The sequence below is a fragment of the Kribbella kalugense genome (assembly GCF_004365875.1).
Lineage (GTDB): Bacteria > Actinomycetota > Actinomycetes > Propionibacteriales > Kribbellaceae > Kribbella > Kribbella kalugense.
Genome location: NZ_SODF01000001.1, coordinates 3,602,571 through 3,622,648 on the forward strand (window position 1 = coordinate 3,602,571; position 20,078 = coordinate 3,622,648).

The 20,078-nt window shown below is 67.9% G+C and carries 20 protein-coding genes; 14 read left to right on the forward strand and 6 right to left on the reverse strand.

The annotated features are described in order from the left end of the window. Positions 1-72: 72 nt before the first annotated feature. From EV650_RS16845 to EV650_RS16860, 4 genes are all read left to right on the forward strand, one after another. On the forward strand, positions 73-1,404 hold the full coding sequence (locus EV650_RS16845) for a DHA2 family efflux MFS transporter permease subunit (RefSeq protein WP_238174233.1): 1,332 nt from the start codon (positions 73-75) through the stop codon (positions 1,402-1,404). Beyond that, positions 1,401-2,351 (forward strand): sigma-70 family RNA polymerase sigma factor, encoded by a 951-nt coding sequence (locus EV650_RS16850; protein WP_134119689.1) that lies wholly within the window; start codon positions 1,401-1,403, stop codon positions 2,349-2,351. The genes EV650_RS16845 and EV650_RS16850 overlap by 4 nt, the downstream gene beginning before the upstream one ends. Continuing rightward, positions 2,351-3,106 carry an isocitrate lyase/PEP mutase family protein gene (locus tag EV650_RS16855; RefSeq protein WP_134119690.1) on the forward strand — a complete coding sequence of 252 codons (756 nt, stop codon included), beginning with the start codon at positions 2,351-2,353 and terminating at the stop codon, positions 3,104-3,106. The genes EV650_RS16850 and EV650_RS16855 overlap by 1 nt, the downstream gene beginning before the upstream one ends. A 101-nt stretch (positions 3,107-3,207) precedes the next feature. Then, positions 3,208-3,411 (forward strand): antitoxin, encoded by a 204-nt coding sequence (locus EV650_RS16860; protein WP_134119691.1) that lies wholly within the window; start codon positions 3,208-3,210, stop codon positions 3,409-3,411. A 98-nt stretch (positions 3,412-3,509) separates the two neighbouring features. Here EV650_RS16860 and EV650_RS16865 read toward each other — a convergent pair whose 3' ends face one another. After that, a complete protein-coding gene (locus EV650_RS16865; RefSeq protein WP_238174234.1) occupies positions 3,510-4,337 on the reverse strand; it encodes a class I SAM-dependent methyltransferase in 828 nt (275 codons plus the stop codon). A gap of 88 nt (positions 4,338-4,425) precedes the next feature. Here EV650_RS16865 and EV650_RS16870 point away from each other — a divergent pair, with 88 nt between their 5' ends. Together EV650_RS16870 and EV650_RS16875 are read left to right on the forward strand one after the other, a co-directional pair. Continuing rightward, positions 4,426-5,166: a maleate cis-trans isomerase family protein gene (locus tag EV650_RS16870; RefSeq protein WP_238174235.1), complete on the forward strand. Its 741-nt coding sequence runs from the start codon at positions 4,426-4,428 to the stop codon at positions 5,164-5,166. A gap of 199 nt (positions 5,167-5,365) precedes the next feature. Next, positions 5,366-6,103, forward strand: coding sequence for an SDR family NAD(P)-dependent oxidoreductase (locus EV650_RS16875; protein WP_134119693.1), 738 nt, complete (start codon positions 5,366-5,368; stop codon positions 6,101-6,103). 4 nt (positions 6,104-6,107) lie between these two features. Here the strand turns inward: EV650_RS16875 and EV650_RS16880 are convergent, their stop codons facing one another. Both EV650_RS16880 and EV650_RS16885 read right to left on the reverse strand, forming a co-directional pair. Beyond that, on the reverse strand, positions 6,108-8,438 hold the full coding sequence (locus EV650_RS16880; RefSeq protein ID WP_134119694.1) for a glycoside hydrolase family 95 protein: 2,331 nt from the start codon (positions 8,436-8,438) through the stop codon (positions 6,108-6,110). 55 nt (positions 8,439-8,493) lie between these two features. Continuing rightward, a complete protein-coding gene (locus EV650_RS16885) occupies positions 8,494-10,335 on the reverse strand; it encodes an ABC transporter ATP-binding protein (protein WP_134120116.1) in 1,842 nt (613 codons plus the stop codon). Between the two features lie 192 nt (positions 10,336-10,527). On the opposite strand from EV650_RS16885, the gene EV650_RS16890 reads away from it, so the two are divergent. From EV650_RS16890 to EV650_RS16900, 3 genes are read left to right on the forward strand one after another with little or no spacing between them, the layout of a single operon-like run. Then, positions 10,528-10,953 carry a MarR family winged helix-turn-helix transcriptional regulator gene (locus EV650_RS16890; RefSeq protein ID WP_134119695.1) on the forward strand — a complete coding sequence of 142 codons (426 nt, stop codon included), beginning with the start codon at positions 10,528-10,530 and terminating at the stop codon, positions 10,951-10,953. Positions 10,954-11,013: 60 nt separating this feature from the next. After that, positions 11,014-11,541, forward strand: coding sequence for a DinB family protein (locus EV650_RS16895; RefSeq protein WP_134119696.1), 528 nt, complete (start codon positions 11,014-11,016; stop codon positions 11,539-11,541). Further along, positions 11,538-12,428, forward strand: a complete 891-nt coding sequence (locus EV650_RS16900; RefSeq protein ID WP_134119697.1) for an alpha/beta hydrolase — start codon at positions 11,538-11,540, stop codon at positions 12,426-12,428. The genes EV650_RS16895 and EV650_RS16900 overlap by 4 nt, the downstream gene beginning before the upstream one ends. Here the strand turns inward: EV650_RS16900 and EV650_RS16905 are convergent. The 3 genes from EV650_RS16905 to EV650_RS16915 are packed head-to-tail and all read right to left on the reverse strand — an operon-like array spanning position 12,409 to position 15,511. Continuing rightward, positions 12,409-13,866 (reverse strand): peptide MFS transporter, encoded by a 1,458-nt coding sequence (locus EV650_RS16905; protein WP_134119698.1) that lies wholly within the window; start codon positions 13,864-13,866, stop codon positions 12,409-12,411. The genes EV650_RS16900 and EV650_RS16905 overlap by 20 nt on opposite strands. Positions 13,867-13,890: 24 nt before the next feature. Continuing rightward, a complete protein-coding gene (locus EV650_RS16910) occupies positions 13,891-14,601 on the reverse strand; it encodes a hypothetical protein (RefSeq protein WP_134119699.1) in 711 nt (236 codons plus the stop codon). A gap of 49 nt (positions 14,602-14,650) precedes the next feature. After that, positions 14,651-15,511, reverse strand: coding sequence for a LysR family transcriptional regulator (locus EV650_RS16915; protein ID WP_134119700.1), 861 nt, complete (start codon positions 15,509-15,511; stop codon positions 14,651-14,653). Between the two features lie 76 nt (positions 15,512-15,587). On the opposite strand from EV650_RS16915, the gene EV650_RS16920 reads away from it, so the two are divergent. The 5 genes from EV650_RS16920 (at position 15,588) to EV650_RS16940 (ending at position 20,065) form a co-directional block, all read left to right on the forward strand. Further along, a complete protein-coding gene (locus EV650_RS16920) occupies positions 15,588-16,103 on the forward strand; it encodes a dihydrofolate reductase family protein (RefSeq protein WP_166678162.1) in 516 nt (171 codons plus the stop codon). A 27-nt stretch (positions 16,104-16,130) separates the two neighbouring features. Next, positions 16,131-17,141 (forward strand): LacI family DNA-binding transcriptional regulator, encoded by a 1,011-nt coding sequence (locus tag EV650_RS16925; RefSeq protein ID WP_134119702.1) that lies wholly within the window; start codon positions 16,131-16,133, stop codon positions 17,139-17,141. 111 nt (positions 17,142-17,252) lie between these two features. Continuing rightward, complete coding sequence (locus EV650_RS16930) at positions 17,253-18,209, forward strand: Gfo/Idh/MocA family protein (protein ID WP_134119703.1); 957 nt, start codon at positions 17,253-17,255, stop codon at positions 18,207-18,209. Positions 18,210-18,220: 11 nt separating this feature from the next. Continuing rightward, positions 18,221-19,234 carry a Gfo/Idh/MocA family protein gene (locus EV650_RS16935; RefSeq protein ID WP_134119704.1) on the forward strand — a complete coding sequence of 338 codons (1,014 nt, stop codon included), beginning with the start codon at positions 18,221-18,223 and terminating at the stop codon, positions 19,232-19,234. Positions 19,235-19,237: 3 nt separating this feature from the next. After that, complete coding sequence (locus EV650_RS16940; protein ID WP_134119705.1) at positions 19,238-20,065, forward strand: Gfo/Idh/MocA family protein; 828 nt, start codon at positions 19,238-19,240, stop codon at positions 20,063-20,065. The last annotated feature ends 13 nt before the right edge of the window (positions 20,066-20,078 follow it).

Below are 20,078 nucleotides of genomic sequence, written 5' to 3' on the forward strand. Positions count from 1 at the left end.
GTGAAGCAATCTTCTGCACGAATGACAGGTCAACAACGATGGGTCCTGGGGCTGACCTCCTTGGGGTCGGTCATGGTCGCGTTGGACGTTCTCGTGGTGGCTGCGGCCCTGACCACGATCCGGACCGACCTCGGCGCCTCGGCCGAGGAGCTGGAATGGACGGTCAACTCCTATGCACTGAGTTTCGCGATGCTTCTGATGACGGCTGCCGCGATCGGCGACCGCCTGGGCCGGCGACGTACCTATGCAGCCGGACTGGCGCTCTTCACCGCCGCGTCCATCGCCTGCGCCCTGGCAACCACACTTCCGTTCCTGATCGCGGCGCGGGCCGTGCAGGGCATCGGCGCGGCGATGGTGATGCCGTTGGCAATGGGGCTGCTCGGGGCGGCGTTCCCGCCGGAACGACGCGGGCAGGCGATCGGCGTGTTCAGCGGCCTGACCGGTCTCGCCGTACTCGGTGGACCGCTGATCGGTGGTGCCGTGACCGAGGGGCTCTCCTGGCAGTGGATCTTCTGGATCAACGTGCCGATCGGGGTCGTCGCGATCGGGTTGGTACTCGCGAAGATCCCGGAGAGCACCGGTCCGGCTCGACGGCTCGACCTGATCGGCGCGGTGCTGATCAGTCTCGCCGTACTCGGTCTGGTCTGGGGCACGGTGCGCGGTGAGTCGGCCGGCTGGTCGAGTGCCGAAGTACTCGGCGCGTTCGTCGTCGGGGTCGTGATGCTGTTGGCGTTCGCCCTGTGGGAGCGACGGTCCGACCACGCGATGGTGCCGTTGATGTACTTCCGCAACCGGACGTTCACCGCGGCGAACTCGGCCGGCTTCTTCCTCAGCGCGGCGCTGTTCAGCGCGGTCTTCTTCCTGTCGCAGTACATGCAGGCCGTGCTCGGATCGGCACCGTTCAAGGCCGGTCTGCAACTGCTCCCGTGGACGGCGACACTGTTCGTCGTCGGCCCGATCGCCGGCCGACTGGTCGATCGCATCGGCGAACGTCCGCTGGTCGTCATCGGTATGGCACTTCAGGCGGCCGGCATGTTCTGGTTGAGCCGAGGCGCCGACCAGTACTACGAACTGATCCCAGCGCTCGTGATCACGGGCTGCGGCATCTCGCTGGCAATGCCTGCGGCACAGAGCGCAGCCATGTCGGCGCTACCCCGGGAGGCCGTCGGCATTGCCTCCGGGATCTACAGCATGAACCGTCAACTCGGCGGCGCCGCCGGTGTTGCCGTGCTCGGGTCGGTCTTCACTGCAGCCGGTGGCTACACCGGTCACGGATTCGCCCGGGCGCTCGCGGGTGGCGGCGTACTGTCTTTGCTCGGAGCCCTTTCGGGCCTGGTGATCGCGGCCCGGCGCCGTACCGGAGCCGGCCCGATCGTTGCGAAGGCGGTGGAACCGGTCGGATGAATCTCGAGGAGGAGTTCGCGCAGCATCGAGGCGGGCTGGTCGCGCATTGCTACCGGATGCTCGGCTCGCTGCACGACGCCGAGGACGCGGTCCAGGAGACGTACCTGCGCGCCTGGCGGGGTCACGCGGACTTCGAGCACCGTTCGACGATCCGCACCTGGCTGTACCGGATTGCGACCAACGTGTGCCTGAACCTCCTGCAGCACAGCAGCCGCCGGGTGATCCCGTCGGCGTTGGGTGCCCCGAGCAACGACCTGGACGAGCTGCAGGGCCACGCTCTGGAAGTGCCGTGGCTGGAGCCGTTCCCGGACCAGTTGCTCGGGGCCGACCCGGCCACCGTGGTCGGCGACCGGGCGAGCCTGCGACTGGCGATGGTTGCCGCGATGCAACATCTTCCGCCGCGACAACGCGCCGTACTGATCCTGCGTGAAGTGCTCACCTGGCCGGCGGCCGACGTCGCGTCGTTGCTCGACACAACTACCGCCGCGGTGAACAGTTCGCTCCAGCGAGCGCGGGCCGAGCTCGCCCGGCTACGGCCGCGGGAGGACGACCTGAGTGAGCCGCGCGAGCCGTTGCAACGGGCTCTGCTCGACCAGTTCCAGGCGGCGATGGAGAGCAAGGATTTGCTTGTCCTGGAAGGGCTTTTCACCGAGGACGCCCGGTGGGAGATGCCGCCGATCCCGACCTGGTTCAGCGGGCGCGACGACGTACTGCGGCTGCTGGACTCGAAGCTGCGCGCCGGACCCGATCGACGGGTCATGGTCGAGACCTCGGCGAACGGCCAGCCGGCCTATGCGCTCTACATCCGCGGCACCGACGACCAGTACCACGCGCACTCGATCAAGGTGCTGACGCTGACGAGCAAAGGCATCTCGGCCGTGCTCGCCTTCCACCAACCTGCTTTGTTCCCAGCCTTCGGGCTGCCTCTGCTCCATGGGAGATCCTGATGTCATTGGCAACTACCTTGCGAGAACTGCATGTCCCCGGTACTCCACTCGTCGTACCGAACGCCTGGGATGCGGCCTCGACCCGCCTGGTCGAGGCGGCCGGCTTCGCCGCGGTCGCGACCAGTAGCAACGCGACCGCCGCCGTGCTCGGGTACGACGACGGCGAACAGGCGCCGGTCGAAGACGTGCTGGCCGGCGCTACCCGGATTGCCGGATCGGTGTCGGTTCCGGTCACCGTCGACTTCGAACGCGGATACCAGTTGGCCCCCGCCGAACTGGTCGAACGCTTCCTCGCGACCGGCGCCGTTGGCCTGAACCTCGAGGACTCCGACCCGGCGACCGGCGAGATGATCGATCCCGCCGAACAGGCGGACTTCCTGGCCGCAGTACGCGCCGCTGCCGGTGACGCGCTGGTGATCAACGCCCGGATCGATGCGTTCCTTCGCAAGGCCGGTTCGGCGGAGGAACAGTTACAGACCGCACTCGATCGCGCATCCCGCTACCTCGCAGCGGGCGCGGATTGCGTGTATCCGATCGGAATCGGCGATCTCGAACTGATCGGCACACTGGTGAAGGAAATCGCCGGCCCGGTGAACGTTGCCTACGGCCAGGGCGCACATACCGTCGCCGACTACGCAGCGCGAAGCGTGGCCCGGATCAGCTTCGGACCGATGTTCCAGCGACACCTGTACGGCGTCTTCGCGAACAGCGTACTCCCGGCCCTGCAAGCCGACCGGAATCCGTTTGCCGGGTGAATCCTTGGCCAACACGCCGCCAGTCCTTGTGTGGGATCACGGTGATCGGGTAGTAACGGCTAGGTAGTACAAGGCAACCATCGAGAGAACGGGGAAAGACGATGGGTTTGTTCGACGAAATGAAGGACAAGGCCGAGGAACTGGCCAAGGATCACCCGGACCAGGTCAGCGAGGGTCTCGACAAGGCCGGTGACTTCCTCAACGAGAAGACCGGCGACAAGTTCGGGGACCAGATCGAGCAGGGCGAGAACTTCGCCAAGGAGCGGCTCGGCGGCGGCGACGACAACCAGGACAACCAGTCCTGACGTAAAACACCAACACCTAGCGGCCGCGGCTTTCGCCGCGGCCGCCGTGTGTTCACGGGCACTTCCCAGCGAATGCTCAGCGGACTGTCAGCTGACGCTCAGCGCCAGATCACCGCTTCGATCTCCCGACGCTGTTCGGCAAACAGCCCGTTGTCCGCGGCTTCGGTCAGCAGCTCCCGCAGGTCGGCCTCGAAGGCGGCCAGTTCCGCGCCGAACAGGTGCGGCGCCGAGCCCGACAACGAGAACACCGACGCGACGAGTTGGTCCACGGTGCGTTCCTCGACCTCGTTGCCGCCGACGACCAACCGGGTCGGTCCGCGGTAGCCGGCCGCACGCATGATCTCTTCCTCGCCAGACCGCGTCCCGGTCGGCAGCACGCTTTGACCAGCTCGCCGTACCGGACCGAGGTACCGCGTCACCAGTTCATCGATCCGGCCCCATGGCGGCCGCGGATGCGGAAGCTCCTGCGCTCCGTCGATCCCACGATGCGTCGTCGCACCGACGTGTACCCACGCACCTTCGGGTTCGAGCATTCCGCGGACGCGATCGGCGACCAGCGCCTGATCCATCCAATGGAAGGATTGTGCGAACGTCACCACCCGGAACGTCCCGAGTCCCCCGGGTAGTTCCTCGGCGCGCATCCGCTCCCACCGCACGTTGCCTTCAACCGCTCGCGATGCAGCGACTTCGAGCATGTCCGCGTCCGCATCCACTCCGACCGTTTCCGCGAAGTACGGCGCCAACAGCAACGTCAGCGCGCCGGGACCACACCCCACATCCAGCAACCGCCCGCGCCCGTCCAGCGCCAAGGCGTCCCGGATCGCCTCCCCCAGCGCCGCGGGGTAAGCCATCCGCCCCACCGCGTAGTGCCGGGCGCTCCCGGCGTACAAGCTCGCGTCCCACTGCCAGTCCCAGTCGTTGGTCACCGAGCGAGGCTACCGACGACGTCGGATCGGGCGCACACTCTTTTGTGGGGAAGGGAGGGGCCTCATGTGGTCAGTAGACGGATGGGATGTGCGTACCCGGCTTGGCGTTCTGATACCGCATGCTGATGTCGGACCCGAGTCGGAACTGCAGGCGATGGCACCGGAAGGCGTCCGCGTGTACGCGACCCGCGTGCCGTTCGGCGCGATGGCCGCCGGTGGAGCGATGGATCCAACGATTCCACTCGCCCCCGTCCAGGCGTTCGTCGAGCCGCCCGCGATCGACGACGCCACTGCGTTGCTGGCCGCGGCGCCGATCAGTGCCATCGGCATCGGCTTCACCAGTTCGTCGTACGTCGGAGGCCCAGACGGCGAGCGCAAGGTAGTCGATCGCTTGACTGAACGCGCCGGTATGCCAGTCGTCGCCCCCTGCGCGGCCGCTGTCGCCGGATTCGGTGCGCTGGGCATCAATAGGATCGCCTTGTTCAATCCACCATGGTTCGACACCGAGCTGGACCAGTTAGGCGCCGATTACTTCGCGGCACAAGGGCTGAACGTCGTCATACACACCACCTGCGAACTACCCAGCAACCAACGCAGCATCAACCCGTCCGAACTCTTCGCGTGGATCCTCACGCACACACCCGCAGCCGCAGACGCGGTGTTCATCGGCGGCAACGGCTTCCGCGCAGTAGGCGTAATCGCCGCCCTGGAAGAAGATCTGGGCCGCCCGGTAATCACCGCCAACTCCGCCCTCCTCTGGGGCCTCCTCCAAGCCGCCCACTCAGCGACCCGCCCGACCACCTACGGCCGCCTCTTCAGCGCCCGCTAGGCAGCGAACACTCAGCAAATGCTCAGTTTCGGGACAATTGGCGGGCGCCGCGCGACGGCGTGGTTGCTCATGGTCAGAAATGGTGGGAGGGCTTCGTCTTAAGGGGTTTGGAGGTTAGGCTGCTTCGCCAGGGGATGTTTGGCATTGCAGGGGGGTACTGCATGATGCTGGGTTTTGGCCTGCACTCAGGAATGCGACGATGATTCCGCTGCGGCGGATCCTGATCTGGATATCGGGGGCATCGGCGGGGCTGGGGGCCGCACTGGCCGCGACGATCCCGTTCGAGAACGCGGAGCTGGTCGACATCTCGCGCCGTGGCGGTACGCCGGGCGCGCAACACGTGGCGGCGGATCTGGCCGACCCGGAGTCGTGGCCGCTGGTGGACAAGGACTTCCGGCAGCGGATCGAGGCGGGCGACCCGGAGCTGGTGGTGTTCATCCACAACGCCGGCACGCTGACGCCACTCGGTTCGGCCGATCGCGTCGACACGCAGCAGTACACGCGGAACGTGTTGCTCAACTCAGCTGCAGCTCTGGTGCTCGGGCACTCGTTCCTGAGCGCGCTGTCCGGGCGGAACTGCGAGCAGCACCTGATCATGGTGTCGTCCGGCGCCGCGATGAGACCGCACGAGGGCGAGGCGAGCTACTGCGCCGCCAAGGCCGGTATCGACCAGTGGGTCCGCACGGTCGGGCTGGAGCAGCGGCACCGAAGTCCCGGCTGCCGGGTGATCTCGGTGTCACCCGGCTCGATCGACACCGACATGCAGGCCGAGCTGCGCGCGTCCAGTCCGGACGAGGTGCCGGTGTCGCAGCGGTTCCGCGAGATGGAAGCCCTTGGCCAGCTCGCGAAACCCGAGATCGTGGCTCGCACCATCTGGTCCCTGCTCGACCGGGATCTGGAAACCGGTGCAGTCCTGCATATCCGCGACGTGACCTGACGGTTCATCGCGCGATCGTCAGCCGCTGCGGTACGCCGGCGGCGAGCGACACCTCCTGACGGTGGTCCCCGTGCCGGACCACGACGGTGGTGTCCCGATCGGCTGTCAGTACGGCGTTTGCCGCGGCCGGAGACCACTCAAGGTCGACCCCGACACCACCGCGAGCACGCAGGCCGGTCACCGTTCCTTCCGGCCACTCGGCGGGTAGGGTAGGGAAGATCTCAAGCTCACCGGTGTGGCTCTGCAACAGCATCTCGGCGATCCCGGCGGTGGCGCCGAAGTTGCCGTCGATCTGGAACGGCGGATGTGCGCAGAACAGGTTCGGGTACAGGCCGGAACCGTCGCCGACGTAGTCCGTACCGGAGTCACCGGCGGGCGTCAGCAGCTCACGCACCAGGCGATGTGCGGCCGCACCGTCACGCAGCCTCGCCCACAACGAGATCCGCCAGGCGAGCGACCAGCCGGTGCTCTTGTTGCCACGCAACTCCAACGTGCGGGCGGCCGCCGCGGCGAGTTCCGGCGTACCGTCCGGGGTGATCTGGTCGCCGGGGTGGAGACCGATCAGGTGGGACGTGTGCCGGTGCTGCGGCTCGGCCTCGGGCAGGTCCTCGAGCCACTCTTGTAGTTGCCCTCGGCTACCAACCTTCGGGTCGGGGATCCGCTTCCGGGCGGCCAGCAGTTCGTCGACCAGTGGATCGACGAGGTCGAGCTCGGCCGCGGTCTGCGCGCAGCGGTCGAAGAGGTCGGCGATCAGCGAGAGGTCCATCGTCGCGGACGTCGTGACCGAGGCGGGCTTGCCGTCAGCGGCGACGTACTCGTTCTCCGGTGACGTGGACGGCGCGGTGCCGAGCGTGCCGTCCGGGAGTTCGATCAGCCAGTCCAGGCAGAACTCGGCGGCACCACGCAGCACCGGCCAGACCTCGCGGAGGTACTCACGGTCTCCGGTGAACGCGAAGTGGTCCCACAGGTGGCGACACAACCAGACGCCGGCCATCGGCCAGTTCGACCACTTCGGGTTGCCGTCGACCGGCGCGGTCCAGCACCACGCGTCGGCGTTGTGATGCGCGGCCCAACCCTTGGCGCCGTACAGCTCTTCGGCGGTACGACGACCTGCCCGGGCGAGCTCACCGACGTACCGCAGCAGCGGCTCGTGGCACTCGGAGAGGGAGGTGGTCTCGGCGGGCCAGTAGTTCATCTCGGTGTTGATGTTGACCGTGTAGTTGCTGCTCCACGGCGGCTGGAGGTGCTCGTTCCAGATGCCTTGCAGGTTGGTGGGCAGGCCGCCGGGTCGGGAGCTGGAGATCATCAGGTAGCGGCCGAAGTTGTAGATCAACGCGGCGAGCCCGGGATCGTCGGCGGCTTCGGCCAGTCGGCGCTCGGTGGTCAGGTCCACTGAAGACGGCAGCGTGAGGACCGATCGACGGAAGAGTTCCTGGTAGTCGGTGATGTGCTCCTGCTGCAGGTCTTCCGGCGTCTTGTTGAGTGCGCTCAGAACGACCGCGTCTGCGGCGTCACGGCACTCCTCCCCGGTCCGAGTCGGCGTGGTGTGCGGTCCGTCGTAGCCAGTGGCGGTCGAGAGGGCGATCAGCAAGTCGGTGGAATTGTTGATCGTCAGGACGTCGTCGGTCGACGTGATCGATCCGTCGGTACGGGCGCGGAGGACAACGGCAGCGTTCATCCCGCGTTCCTCGGTGTACTGGACCGGGTCGTCGGACTGCCCATGCGGCGGCGCGACGGAGGACGGGCAGGTGGCGAGCAGCGCGAGGCCGTCGTCGCCGACGGCTTCCGTGGTTGCGCGGAGTTGCGAGGCGAGGCGGACCGTCACGTCGAGCGGCTTCGAGGCGCCCAGACGTAGGATCAATGCCTGCGCCGGCGCGCTGACGTAGACCTCTTGCCAGACAGCGATTCCGGCCACCTCGTACTCCGACCGAGCGACCGCGGTGTCCAGATCCAGCCGACGGCGGTACTGCGTGACCTCACCGTCGACCTCGAAGTCGAGCAGCAGGTCACCGAGCGGGAGATACGCCTGCGAGTGGCCGCTGTGGAAGCCGTGCGCGAGCTCTTCGGCCGTGCGTACGTCGCCCTCCGCGATGGCGGCCCGCACCCGGTCCACGGCGGCGGCGCCGACCTCGCCGAGCGGCGTGGCCAGGCGGCGGGTGGTCTCGGGGCTGCCGGACCAGCAGGTCTCGTCGTTCAGGGCGATCCGGTCCTGGCCGGGGCCGCCGAAACTCATCGCGCCGATCCGGCCGTTGCCCAGCGGCAGCGCCTCGAGCCAGTTCCCCGCCGGAGCGTCGTACGCCAGTTCGGTCGCCGCGGCAGTCATCCGATCTCTCATGCCGCGATCCTCCCCCGACCGCGCACTCTCGCGCGACCGGGGGTCCAACTGTCGGTCAGGCAGCCGTGGCGAACTGGGTCGCGTACAGGTCGGCGTACAGACCGCCCTGGGCGAGAAGTTCCTCGTGGCTGCCACGTTCGCGGATCCGGCCCTCGTCAAGGACGAGGATGACGTCGGCGTTGCGGATCGTCGACAGTCGGTGCGCGATGACCAGCGACGTACGGCCGACCAGCGCGTTGGCCAGTGCGGTCTGGACCGCGGCCTCGGACTCGGAGTCGAGGTGGGCGGTCGCCTCGTCGAGGATGACGATCGACGGGGACTTGAGCAGCACCCGGGCGATCGCGAGACGCTGACGTTCACCGCCGGACAGCCGGTAGCCGCGGTCGCCGACCACGGTATCGAGACCGTCGGGCAGGCTGTCGACGAGCGTCGCGATCTGGGCCCCTTCGAGCGCGTGGTGCAGCTCCTCGTCGGTTGCGTCCGGGCGGGCCAGGAGCAGGTTGGCGCGAATCGTGTCGTGGTACATGTGCGAGTCCTGCGTGACCACGCCGATCGCCGCGTGCAGTGAACTCTGGGTGACTTCGCGGACGTCGCGGCCGCCGACCAGGACGGCTCCGCCCGTTGCGTCGTACATCCGGGAGACGAGTGAAGACAGCGTTGACTTGCCGGCGCCGGACGGGCCGACGACCGCGACCAGCTGGCCGGGCTCGACGGTGAAGGTGACGTCCTTGAGGACGTCTTCGCCGGTCTCGGCCGACAGCGTCGCGACCGACTCGAGCGAGGCGAGCGACACCTCCTCGGCCGACGGGTAGTGGAACGACACGTGGTCGAACTCGATCGACGGCTCGGCAGTCGGCGGAAGCTCCGTCGCGTCCTTGCTGTCGGCAACCATCGGCGGGAGGTCGAGCACCTCGAGCACCCGCTCGAAGCTGACCAGGGTGGTCATGATGTCGACCTGCATGTTGGACAGCGCGGTCAACGGGCCGTACAGACGGTTCAGGTACGCCGTCAGCGCGACGACCGTACCGATTCCGAGCGTCCCCGCGACCGCGAAGACGCCGCCGACGCCGTACACGAGAGCGACCGCGAGAGCCGCGACCAGAGTCAGCGAGACCCGGAAGACGCTGGCGTACATCGCGGTGGTGACACCGATGTCGCGGACCCGGGCAGCCTTGCCCGCGAACTCACGCGACGAGTCCTGGGTCCGGCCGAACACCTTGGCCAGGACCGCACCGGCGACGTTGAACCGCTCGGTCATGGTCTGGGCCATCGTGGCGTTGAGCCGGTAGGTCTCGGCGGTTGCCTCGCGCAACTTCCCGGCCAGCAGCCGGGCGGGGATCACGAACAGCGGCAGTACGACGAGGGCGAGCAGGGTGATCTGCCAGGACATCACGAACATCGCGCCGAGCACGAGGGCGACGCTGAGCAGATTGCTGACCACGTTCGACAGCGTCGAGGTGAACGCCTGCTGGGCGCCGAGGACGTCACCGTTGAGTCGCTGGATCAGGGCGCCGGTCTGCGTCCGGCTGAAGAAGGCGACCGGCAGTTGCTGCACGTGGTCGAAGACGGCGGTGCGGAGGTCGTAGACGAGACCTTCACCGATGCGCGCGGAGAACCAGCGCTCGCCGAGCGTGATCGCGCTGTTGGCGATCGCCAGCACGGCGACGCCGAAGGCGAGCCAGACGACCACTTGGGCGTGGCCCGGCACGATCCCCTTGTCGATGATCGCGCGGAACAGCAGCGGCGTGACCGCACCGGTGGCCGCGTCGAACGCGACCAGCACCAGGAACACGGCCAGGTAGCGGCGGTAGGGACGGGCAAAACCGAGGATCCGCCGGAGCGTGCCGGCGGTGAGCTTGTGATGCCGGACGGAGGAGTCCTTGAGCAGCGAGCGCATCGCGCGCCCACCGCCGCCTCCCCCACCCGGGAGTCCAGAAATCTGTGACACGTAGACCCCTTTCGGTCGGGAACAGTCGGCCGGGAACAGTTATACTGAGGTTACCTCACTATGAGTGAACCTCACAAGATGCCAGTTTGTTCCCACGCGTGCGCGACGGTCCTAAAGACCGTCGGCTACTAGGCTCTGCTCATGCCTGCCCCGGATGACGCCGCGGAACAGATCGCCGCCCTGCTGGACGGCATCGTCCGCCGGCAGCGCCGCGCGTCCCGGGAGGGCTTCGGCACCAGCGTCACCCACGGCCAGTTCCGCGTACTGCGGACTCTCGACAACGCGGACCAGCCGCTCCGACTGAGCGAACTGGCAGCGCGCCTGGGAATCGTGCCGCGCTCGGCAACCTCCGTCGTCGACGACCTCGAGGCAGCCGGCCTGGTCGAACGCCAACCAGACCCCAACGACCGCCGAGCCACCCTCGTCGATCTCACCCCCGCCGGCCGCCAAATCCTCACCACCCTCCGCAAGAACCGCCGCGAGGTCATGCTCACCCAACTGTCCCGCCTGACCAACGCGGACCAGCAAACCCTCATCCACCTCCTCCAACGCCTGGCCGACGGCTAAGGATTGAGGAGTTTGCTCAATCCGTCGGGGGTTGGGTGGGTGGGCTGGTTGGTTGTTGGTATGCGTATACCGACTACTACTCCGGCGCGGGCGGCGGAGCTGATTCAGCGGGACCAGGGGCTGTTGCTGAGGCGGGTCGAGGGGAAGAGCGAGGAGGAGCTGCGGGCGCCGTACGACGTGACCGCGGGGCCGCTCGGGGACTTCTGCGACTCGTTGCACGACCTGGTCGCGCACGTACTGATGTGGGACGAGATCAACCTCGCCGTACTGCGGGATGCCAAGGCGGGACGGCTGCACTGGAGCCTCGATCCCCGATGGGAGACCGCGGAGATCGGGCGGTCACTCAACCTCGGCGGGGTCGAGGCGGGGCGACGGATCCCGTCCGAGCTGGTGCTGCATCGATTCCGCAGCGTCGGCGCCGCGCTGGTGGCCGAGATCTCGCAGTACGACGAGGCTGACTGGGCAGACCCGTCGACCGGTGCCGGGTTCGACGGTGGGGTTGGGGCGCTGGCCGAGTACGTGAGCACGACACCGGACGGGTTCCTGTTCGCGCACGCGGCACGTCATCTGCAGCCGGTCTCCGCATGAGGCCCGAGCTTGTCGACAGCCCGGACTTCGGGTCCGAGACCGACGCGTTGTTGAAGGTGCTCGCCGACATTCCCGTTCCGGACGTCGATCCGTACCAGGCGCTGCTGCTGGATCGGGAAGACCTACCGGACCCGGCGATCGCCGGTAGGCCCGATCCGCGGGTTTCGTTGGAGGACCTGACGATCGAGCTGCCGGGACGGACGTTGGAGGCGCGGGTCTACCGGTACTCGATGCGGCCCCGGCCGATCGTGCTCTGGCTGCACGGCGGTGGATTCATCGGCGGTCATCTGCGCGACATCGAGAACGCAGCGTCGGGGATCGCTGCCAACGGCAACGTTACGGTTGTCTCGCTCAACTATCGACTGGCACCCGAAAACCCTTGTCCTGCAGGCCTTCACGATGTCTATGAGACGCTGGGCTGGATCCGAGAACATCTCGACGGGGACGGACGGATCGTGGTCGGCGGTCAGAGCGCGGGCGCGGCGTTGGCGGCCGGAGCTTGCCTGCTCGCACGGGACGAAGGCGCCCCGCTCCCCGACCGCCAGATCCTCTGCTACCCAACATTGGACCTTCATCCGGACGCGGACTGGCACGAGTGGTACTTCCCCACAGACGATGTCCCAACGGCCGCCGTCCCGCTGCGGGCCGACACACTCGCCGGCCTCCCGCCGACCCTCATGCTGGCCGCCGGACGGGACTCGCTACGCCCTGACGCGCTCGCCTATGCGAGTCGTCTCAAGCAGGACGGCGTACCCACTCGACTGGTCGAGTACGCCGACACCATGCACGCGTTCCTCAACTTCCCCGCCGCACTGTCGGCCGGCCGTCACGCGATCGAGCTGATCGGAGCGGACCTCCGCTCGGCCTTCAGTGCACCCCGGCCATGAGTCGCCGGATCGGACGAACCGCCAGAGCGAGCAGGCCACCCAGGACCAGTGCGACGCCGCCGATCACACCGAAGTACGCCGTCTCGTGGTCGGTGCTGTAGAGCTTCGCGAGTACGCCGGACATCGCCGTACCGAGCGCCACCGAAAGGAAGAACAACGCGACCATCTGGGTGCGGAACGCCGCCGGCGCGAGCTTTGTCGACAAGGAGAGACCGACCGGTGAGAGCAGCAGCTCGGCGATCGTGAAGACCAGCAGGATGCCGGCGAGTCCGAGCAGCGGCGCGCTGTTCGGACCGCCGCCGGCCATGGGCAGGAAGAGCAGGAACGCGACGCCCATCACCGCCAGGCCGAGGCTGAACTTGATCGGCGTCGAGGGCTGCCGCGGACCGAGCTTCGTCCACAGTGCGGCGAACACGCCGGACAGGATGATGATCATCACCGGGTTGATCGACTGCACGAACGACACCGGCATATCCCAGCCGAAGATGTTCCGGTCCAGGCGCTGGTCGGAGTAGACGGTCACGACGGTGAACTGCTGCTGGTAGAGCGACCAGAACGCCGCACTCGCGATGAACAACGGGATGAACGCGAGCACCCGGCTCCGTTCGACGTCGGTCAACCGGCCGCTGCCGAGGATGATGACGAAGTAGGCGATCGCCGCGAGCGCGCTGATGACTGCGATCGCGACCGCGTACCGCGACGCGGGCAGGATGCCGGAGATCAGGATCCCAACGACGACCACCAGCCCGACTGCGGCGCCGGCGATCACCCGGCGGGCCGCCTCGGGGGTCAGCGGGTTGGGCACGCGGCGGGCCTCGTCACTCAGTCGGCGACGGCCGGCGCCGTACTGAACCAGACCGAGGAACATCCCCACCGCCGCCAGCCCGAAGCCGTAGTGGAAGCCGATGTCCTTCTGCAGCAGGCCGGTCAGCAGCGGTCCGGCGAACGCGCCGAGATTGATGCCGAGGTAGAACAGCGAGAACCCGCCGTCCCGGCGATCGTCGTCCTCGCTGTACAGCGTCCCGACCAGGGAGGTCGCGTTCGCCTTCACCCCGCCGCTGCCGACGGCGATCAGCACCAGCCCGACCGCGACCCCGGCCAGGCCGGGGATCAACGCCAGGGCGATATGACCGATCATCACCACGGATGCCGCGTAGAACAAGGTGCGCTCGGGGCCGAGCAGGCGGTCGGCGAGCCAGGCTCCGAGGATCGTGGAGAGGTAGACGAGTCCGCCGTACGCACCGACGATGCTGGTCGCCGTGCCTTCGTCGATGCCGAGACCGCCGCGATCAGCCGTGTAGTAAAGGTAGATCAGCAGGATGCCCTGCATGCCGTAGAACGAGAACCGTTCCCACAGCTCGACGCCGAAGAGGTTGGCCAGCACCGGTGGGTGGCCGAAGAACGTGCGCTGGGTAGGTTCGGTTTCGGGCCTGCTCACAGCGAAACTCCTCCGTGGGATGGCTCAGTGGTCAGCTCGGTGGGTGAAGAAGCGAGCGGGATTCCCTGCGGCGCGCGGATTCGATGCTAGCCAGGTGGCGAACGAATCGGGGTAGCGACGCTCCAGTTCGTCGAGATAAGCACGCCGTACGTCGACCATCGCCTGCCGACGGTCGGAACCGAGAGCCCGCTGGAGCTGCGGGAAGCTCCGTCGCCAGGCCAGGCACAGCTCATCGTCGGTCAGCTCGACGACGTTGCGCACCACCGCGGTGAGGTACTTCGGCATCGGCCAGTCACCGGCCGGGCGGCCCTCGGTCTGGACCGTCTTGAGCGCCCGCGCCGTTGCTTTGGGCAACTTGATCGGCCGGGGCTCACGAGCGGGCGACTCGGCCCGGAGCCAGTCGATGACGGGCGGGGACGAACCGACGACCAGCAGGAGCAGCGCCAGGGTCCGCGCTCCGACGGCGGCGGCGTACCCGCAGATTGCGAGTACGCACAGTCCGCCGAGCACAGCCCAGCGCGGGACCAGGTAGAACAGATCCCCCGGCGGCAGGTCGCGGCCTAGCCCGATACTCAGGCAGACCGCGGCGGCGGTGAAGGCGGCGACCAGGAAGGCCACCAGATTTGTCGACGGCGAGACGAACACCAACGACGCGACGACTCCGATCGTGGCCAGCAGTCCCACGGCTGCCCGCCAGATCCGCACATACCCCAGTTCGACGTCCACCATGCTCATCTAGTGCCCCATCGCCCGATCCTCCAAAACTGGAGTCGAACGTCCCCTCCTACCCCAGTGTTGCTCGCTTCAGGGCTGCAACGAAGGCTTCCGTGGCCGGCGGGTCGGGCGGTTCGCCGTACGTGCCCAAATGGATCCGGCGCACGATCGGCAGTTCGGTACTGCGGACTCCCTCGGCGAGGTGTGATCGCAAGGCCAGACCGGGCATCGTCGCGACCCCGAGACCGGCCGCCACGAAGGCCTGTTTGACGATGATGTCGTCGCTGGTGAACGCGATATGTGGCGTGAAACCGGCATCCGCGCAGTGCTGCAAGAGCTCGCGACGGCAGTTCACGCAGCCCGCGATCCAGTCCGACTCCCGGTGGTCGTTGAGACTCTCGCCGGTACGCCGGCTCAGTAGGTGGATCGGGTCGTCGAGGAGATGGGTGTAGCGGATGCCGTCGGCCGGCTGCTGGTCGTCGTACCGGAACACGATTGCGAGGTCGATCTCACCATCGCGCAGCTGCTGCAGGGCGACCCGTGGGTGGACGTCGGTCAGCTCGAGCTCGAGGTTCGGATGCCGGCTGCGGAGCTCGGCGGCCGCTGGTGGGACGAGTACGCTCAGCGCCGAACTGAAGGCGCCGACCCGGACCCGGCCGCTCCGCAGGCCGACCAGCTCCGCGAGCTCGGCGTCGGCCGCGTCCACCCGGCCGATGATCTCTGCGGCTCGGCGCGCGAGCACCTCGCCCTCCGGGGTGAGACGGATGCCGCGGCCGACCTTCTGCAGCAGCTTCGCGCCGGTCGCTGCCTCCAGGCGAGAGAGGTGATGGCTGACGGTGGGCTGGGTGTAGTGCAGTGCCTCGGCCGCCGCGGTGACCGAACCGTGCGCGGCGACCGCGGCCAGCACCCGCAACCGAACGAGATCGAGCATGCATCGATGGTATCTATGCGTTGACCGCGACATTGGCATTAGACGCATAGGTCTGACCCCACGCAGGCTGGTTGTCATGACAGTGATCTGGCACATGACCATGTCTCTCGACGGCTTCATCGCGGATCGCGACGACAACGTCGACTGGATGTTCCTCGCCGACGGCGGGCCGTCCAGCCTCGGCGCGGAGGTGATCGCGACCACCGGCGCCTTCCTGTGCGGCGGGAAGCGAGTCGAGCTGGTCGGCGAGAACCGCCCGTACGGCGGGGCGTGGACCGGGCCGATCCTGATCTACACGCACAAGGATCCGGCGACAAATCCGATCCCCGAGTTCACCTACGTCTCCGGCGACATCCGCGACGTGGTCGCCGACGGCGTGAAAGCAGCCGACGGCAAGAACCTCGTCGTCACGGGCGGCGCCGTACCGCGGCTCGCCCTGAACGCCGGCCTCGTCGACGAGATCGTCCTGCACATCACCCCCGTCCTGCTCGGCGAAGGCGTCCGCTTCTACGACAGCCCCGGTATCGACCCGACCAAGCTCGAGGTCCTCACCGCGGAGAGCCTGAGCTTCCGCTTTCGGGTCGTTAAGTAGTGCAACCGGTTGCACTATCGTGGTCGCATGCCACGCACGCACCGGCCGTCGGTCACCATCGGCGACGTCGCGGCCGCAGCCCAGGTCTCCCGGTCGACCGTGTCGCGGGCCTTCACCCGCCCGCAACTGCTCAGCCCGGAGACCGTCGACCAGGTCCGAGCGGTCGCGGCCCGGCTCGGGTACGTCGGCAACCAGGCTGCGCGGGCGTTGTCGACCGGACGGTTCGGGAACATCGCGGTCGTCGTACCCGATATCGCGAACCCGTTCTTCCCGCCGCTGGTCCGGAGCATGCAGCTGGCCGCGGAGACTGCCGATCTGGCCGTCTTCCTCGGCGACTCCGACGAGTCCGCGGAACGGGAGGCCAAGCTGATCGCCCGGCTCGCGCCGCAAGTCGAAGGGTTCGTACTAGCCTCGCCCCGACTGGCTGAGGACCTGATCCGCGAGCTCGCCGCGACCCGGCCGGTCGTCTTGGTGAACCGCGATCTGGACGGCATTCCGCGCGTACTGATCGACTCTTCGGGCGGGATGACCGAGGCCCTGATGCTGTTGAAGAAGCTCGGCCACCAACGGCTCGTGTACTTGGCCGGGCCGCGTGACTCGTGGTCGGACCAGCAGCGCCGGGAGGTCCTGACGTCCGCGGCGGCCGGGTTGACGGTGGACGTCATCGAGGTCGGGCGGCCGAGCTATGCCGCTGGTCGGGACTCGGTATCGGCGATCGTCCGGTCCGGCGCGACGGCGGCGATCGCGTTCGACGACGTGGTTTCGCAGGGTGTGCTGGCCGGCCTCGAACTGCGCGGCATCTCGGTGCCGTCGGACTTCAGCCTGGTCGGCTGCGACGACACCCTCGCCGCGCTGACCACACCGGCGCTCACCAGCGTCTCGGCCGGCGCGGCAACCGCGGGTACGGCGGCCGCGAAGCTCCTCGCCCAGCTGCTCGACAGCCCCGACCCGAGCGCGGAATGCGTCACGATCAGCACCCACCTGGTGATCCGGGCGACGACCGCCGGACCGCCACGCAGGCAGAACCCTCGCGGCTGAGCGTGCGGACCTCGCCGCAACCCGGGTTCTGCATGCGTGGCGGTCCGGGTTCTGCCTGCGTGGCGGTCCGCGCGTTGACTGTGCAACCGGTTGCATGCTGGAATCGAACGCATGACCCGCATCGCCGGCGCCGCCCACCCGCACGTGGCCTACGCGACCGCGGAAGTCGACCGGGTCTCCAGCTTCGAGCTAGTAGCGGTGGCGGACCCGAGTCGCGAGACGGCCGAGCGGTGGGCGGCGCCCTACGACGCCAAGGTGTTCACCGATCACCAGCAGATGCTGCGCGAGGTCGAGCCCGACGTGGTCATGGTCGCCGGGATCTACGGCGACCGCGGCCAGGCCGTCGTCGATGCCCTCAACGCCGGCTGCCATGTCATCGCCGACAAGCCGCTCTGCACGACCCTCGAAGACCTCGACGCGATCACCGAAGCCGCGCACCGCACCGGCCGCCACGTGACACTGCTCCTGGAGAAGCGCTACTACCCCGTCACCCTCGCGGCACTGGAAAGTTCCAGTCTGCTCGGCACCATCCACGGCGTTAGCTCCTCCGGCCCACACAAGCTCAACCGCCCGACGCGCCCAGCCTGGTTCTTCGACCGCAAGCAGTACGGCGGATTGCTGAACGATCTCGCCGTCCACGACCTCGACGCCGCACTGCTCTTCACCGGGCTGACCGGCGGGACCATCAGCGGTGTCGTCGTCGACGAGCTGTACGGCGTCGCGACGCTGAGCGGACCCGGTGCACTCGTCACCGCCGGCGTCGATTGGCTGAATCCGGCCGGCTCACCGATGCACGGCGACTACCGGATGAAGCTTGTCGGCACCGAAGGCACGGCCGAACTGCTCTGGGCCCGCAAGCGCCTCGTCCTGACCACGACCGACCTCGCCCCACACGACGTACCGCTGCCAGCCGGCTATCGGCCTGCGGAGCTGCCTTTGCAGGCACTTGCCGCAGGCAACGAACCGGACATCACCACCGAACGGGGCCTGCTCGCGACCCGGCTCGCTCTGCTCGCCCAGCAGTCCGCGGACAACGGCGGCGTACCCATCGCCTGGACAATCGACTGAAGAGAGGTCCTATGCGTTTCGCCCTGATCGGTGCCGGCGCGATCGGCACCGTGCACGCTCGCCTCATCGAAGCTCTCGGTTCCGAAGCCGACCTGGTCGCAGTGGTTGACCAGAACCTCGAGCGGGCCGGCAAGCTCGTCGAGCAGCACGGCGGCAAGGCCTACGCGACGCCGGCCGCGGCGTACGCCGCGGAAGAGCTCGACGCCGCCGCGATCTGCCTGCCGAGCGCACTGCACGCGGATGCGGCCGTCGAAGCGTTGCAGGCCGGCAAGCACGTGATCATCGAGAAGCCGGTGGACATCACCCTTGCCGCCGCGGACCGTGTGATCGAGGCGCAGCGATCGACCGGCCTCACGGTCTCGGTGATCAGCCAGCGCCGGTTCCAGCCGCCGGTCGCGCAGATCCGGGCCGCGATCGACAGCGGAGCCCTCGGCCGGGTGACGTCCGGGATCGCCGAGTCGGCCTTCTTCCGGCCGCAGTCGTACTACGACGGCGACGACTGGCGCGGCACGCTCGCTATCGACGGAGGCGGAGCCCTGATGAACCAGGGCATCCACGCGCTGGACCTGCTGGTCTGGATGCTCGGCCGCCCGGTCCAGGTCAGCGCGCAGACCGGGCGGCTGGCGCACGAAGGCATCGAGGTCGAGGACTTGGCCGGCGCGTCGATCCTGTTCGAGAGCGGGGCGATCGGTCTGATGCTCGCCAGCACTGCGGCGTACCCGGGTCGACCGGTGCGGCTGACGATCCACGGCGATCAAGGTACGGCGGTGCTGGATGACGATCAGCTCGCGTACTTCGCTACCGCGGAAGGCGCGCTGCCTGAGGCGACTCTGCTCGACGGACCGGCTGATTGGGGTCCTGTTGAGCTGGCCCATCTGGCCCAGTACCGCGACTTCATCGCCGCCGTCCGCGATGGGCGGGCGCCCTCGGTGTCGCTGGAGGCTGGGCGGCGGTCGCTGGCCACGGTGCTCGCTGTGTACCAGTCCGCCCGTACTGGGCGTCCAGTCGAGCTGAAGGAGGACTGACTGATGCGTATCGCCTTGGTTGGAACGGAGAACAGCCACGCGGACCACATCGTTCGGCTCTTGAATGTGGATCGGATCTCGGACGCACGGGTGGTCGCGCTGGTCGGCGACGACGAGAAGACCCACAAGCTCGCAGCCACCGGCGGCATCACCCAAGTCGTCCCCAGCTCGGCCGAACTGATCGGCTCCGTCGACGCGCTGATCGTCACCAATCGCGACGGCGCTCTGCATCGCGAGCACGCCGTACCGTTCCTCGACGCGGGTATCCCTGTCTGGGTGGACAAACCGCTCGCCGCGAGTACGGCTGATGCGCGGGCGATCCTTGATGCGGCGGCGCGTAGTGGCACGCTCGTCACCTCGTACTCTGCTGTTCGGTGGCTCGCGGATGCCGACGTACTCGCGGCCGCGGAGGTCGGCGATCTCCAAGCGGTCACGGTCACCGGGCCGGCCGATCCGGACAGCGAGTACAGCGGGATCTTCTTCTACGGAATCCATGTCGCCGACCTCGCCCAACGGCTCGCCCCTGGAGAACCAGGTCCGGTCGAGGTCGACCGCGTCGGCTCGACGATCGTCGCGCGCTACCGGAGCAACGACGTCCTAGTTACGTTGCAACTAGTTACGCCGAGGGGCGACGGCCGGGTGCCTTTCCACGCGGAGATTGTCGGTCGGACCGGTCTGGTCAGTCGCGACGTACAGCTCGATGCGGAGTACGTCGTACCTGGTCTGAAGGTCTTCCTCGAGATGCTCGCGTCCGGGCAGCGTCCGCTCGACGACGCGACGATGCTCGCGCCGATCACTGTGCTGGAGCAGACTCACACGAACCTGCGCTAGACCGTTCCAGACG